Source organism: Clostridium sp. AM27-28 (assembly GCF_003480955.1).
Classification (GTDB): domain Bacteria; phylum Bacillota; class Clostridia; order Lachnospirales; family Lachnospiraceae; genus Otoolea; species Otoolea fessa.
In genome coordinates, this window is the sequence record NZ_QUJT01000027.1 from 1 (window position 1) to 2,445 (window position 2,445).

6 protein-coding genes are annotated in these 2,445 nt (G+C 45.6%); all 6 read right to left on the reverse strand.

All coding sequences use genetic code 11. The features are described from left to right. Positions 1-81 precede the first annotated feature (81 nt). Positions 82-363: a hypothetical protein gene (locus DW720_RS15355; protein WP_118749811.1), complete on the reverse strand. Its 282-nt coding sequence runs from the start codon at positions 361-363 to the stop codon at positions 82-84. Continuing rightward, positions 360-482, reverse strand: coding sequence for a hypothetical protein (locus DW720_RS16165; RefSeq protein ID WP_279221249.1), 123 nt, complete (start codon positions 480-482; stop codon positions 360-362). The genes DW720_RS15355 and DW720_RS16165 overlap by 4 nt, the downstream gene beginning before the upstream one ends. 3 nt (positions 483-485) lie before the next feature. Beyond that, a complete protein-coding gene (locus DW720_RS15360; RefSeq protein WP_118749812.1) occupies positions 486-1,364 on the reverse strand; it encodes a phosphoadenosine phosphosulfate reductase family protein in 879 nt (292 codons plus the stop codon). Positions 1,365-1,374: 10 nt separating this feature from the next. Next, positions 1,375-1,926, reverse strand: a complete 552-nt coding sequence (locus tag DW720_RS15365) for a hypothetical protein (RefSeq protein WP_118749813.1) — start codon at positions 1,924-1,926, stop codon at positions 1,375-1,377. Between the two features lies 1 nt (position 1,927). Beyond that, positions 1,928-2,176, reverse strand: a complete 249-nt coding sequence (locus DW720_RS15370) for a hypothetical protein (protein WP_118491271.1) — start codon at positions 2,174-2,176, stop codon at positions 1,928-1,930. Between the two features lie 4 nt (positions 2,177-2,180). Then, a partial coding sequence (locus tag DW720_RS15375; protein ID WP_243099740.1) for a hypothetical protein occupies positions 2,181-2,445 on the reverse strand: 265 nt, incomplete at its 5' end.

Here is a 2,445-nt window from a genome sequence, read left to right on the forward strand (position 1 = left end):
AGCAAAGTTATCTACTATCAATTCTCCGTTAATCATCGACCTCATTCTCCTCCTGTATAAATTCATCACTGGCTTCCTTTCTCAAAACGAATATTTAACGTACATATACATATTGCTTCCCTCAATAGGATAATAATATGTGCCGTCTCCAGAATCCTCCCATATCATGATTTGATCACACCATTCACCATCCGATTGTTCTTCCCCATGCACTTCCTTCGAAACTCCAAACGAATGTGCGTAAATGCCATCAAAGCCGTTTTCGTTGACCCATTCGTCAAGTTCCTTGAAAAGTTCATTTGCCTCATTCACTAATTTTTCATAACGAGCTGCTTTCTCAGCTATTTCCTTCGATACAGTCATTTTCTATTGCCCTCCTCCGGTACAAATTCTTCGCACGCATCTTCATCGCCCGCCGGTTGCCAGTCACAAAACTCGTCATACCAGCAGTTCCAGCACGCTCTATTGCATTTTTCGCTCATGATTCATCCCCTCTTTTCTGCATATCCGATTATTTCCTCGCCATCAAGGATCATGCTATACTGCCCATCTATATTTTTACTCTCCATCCACCAGTGAAAAACATCTTCTCCCGTTTTCCAGATCGTCGTCTTTCCTTTTGCGTGGATGGCATCCAGCATCTTGTCAAACGCCCGGATATATGCCCGCCGATATGTTGGAAAGTCAGCAAACTCTTTCTCTCTGCTCTTGACTGCCATTGGGCAACCAATGCACCCCACACGGTAATACCCCATGTCGTATAGAGGATTTCTTTCTCCGCATTCTGTATTATAAAATTCCCATATATCCCGATCTTTCCAGTCTAATATGGGATTTACTATCATACTCGCCCGCATTTCGCAACGCTCTACGATCAAGCGTTCCTGCGCGTTTTCATCTAATGTCCGCATTTTTTTTGCAAGTTTATAATTACTTGGCTCGATTTCTTGTCTGCCTTGCCTTTTTTTGCTCTCAGCCCATCTGACGCCGGTTGCGACAAATCGGTTGGGGGTGTTCCCCTCCTTAAATACCGCACAGCAATACCGAGCTACCCGCGTCGGCGGAAGTAATTTCTTTGGGATTAGTTGCCACATCGTGAGCGGCGGGTATTTAATTGTCGCTTTTATCCCTTGCTCTTCAAGCTGCCTAAATCTTTTTCGGATATGGTACACCGTCGGCGGCGCGTCCACTGTGGTATGGGAATTTAATACCTCAAAGGGTACTCCTGACCGTTTAAATAATTCTAGCATCACGTCACTATCCTTGCCGCCGCTGTATGTGCAAATCAAAGGCTGCTTATAGTGATACAGCGACAATTCAGACGCCATCCTGATTCGTTCTATTGCTTTCTTCTCCAAGTCCATCTATTTCACCTCATCTTCCGCTCCTTAACATGCAAAATAACAATTCGACCATTGACCGCTTCCGGCGACCGTCAAAACACTTGATGGCGATCGCCAGTTTCCATTTATCCAGGTTCCCATCCAGCGGTGTCGGATTCTGAAATTCATCTTCGAGCATTCTCGTTTTTGGAATAGCCACTATGATTCCGTATTCTGTCGACGATCCTGGATCGATACTGCGGATATGTGCGTCAAGTGCCCCGCTTAGATAATCCTCTTTAATGTCTTTATAGCACTGCATCGTGGTTACTATGTAATTCTTTTCTCCGATGAAATTCAACCCATTCCCGCTATATACATCTGCCTTGCAACTCTTGATTTCGTAACAGATAAAGATTCCCTTTTCGATGTCCGATATATTACGCTGTCCCGCTGGCTGGAATAACATATAGTCGATCCGGCGATGCGTCCGTGCTGAGCCCGGATCGATGTTTACCTCTTTCGCCCAATGTTTTCCCAGCCCACTTAAATACTGCCGTTCCAGCAACTCGCCAAGAAATTTTGTCGTTTCCTTTCTATCCATGCTATAACCTTTCCGATACCTTCTTCGTGATCGCATCGCAAGCCATATCCCAGCCTTTCGAGAAATTGTCCGACGAATCACATCCTCCGGTTTCTTTGATGATTTCCAAAACGTCTTTTTTGGAGATCGGCTCGTTTTTCAGAAGCTCCATAACCCGCTCATTTTCCTCTTTTGTGCCGCAGCGGATAATGATATCATAAGTCTCATCATGAGCACTCCACGTTCCGTCGTTATTTGCTATCAACCGCATTCTATTACCTCCCAAATCCATGTTTCAGGGCGCACATCGTGCATACTGCTATCGCCCTTGCCTTCTCCTGCTCCGGTCTATACCAGCACGCTGCCCCGCATTCCGGGCACTTAACTATCTTCCAGCCTTTGCGCCCATTTGGCACGTTTGCCACTAGCGGCATCATGAGATAGCCACCAACTTCATCTGGTTTTCTTGGTGTTATCTTTATCTCCATCATTCCTTCCACCTCCCCAGCAGCCTCATATATCTGCTTATCTCTGCCAACG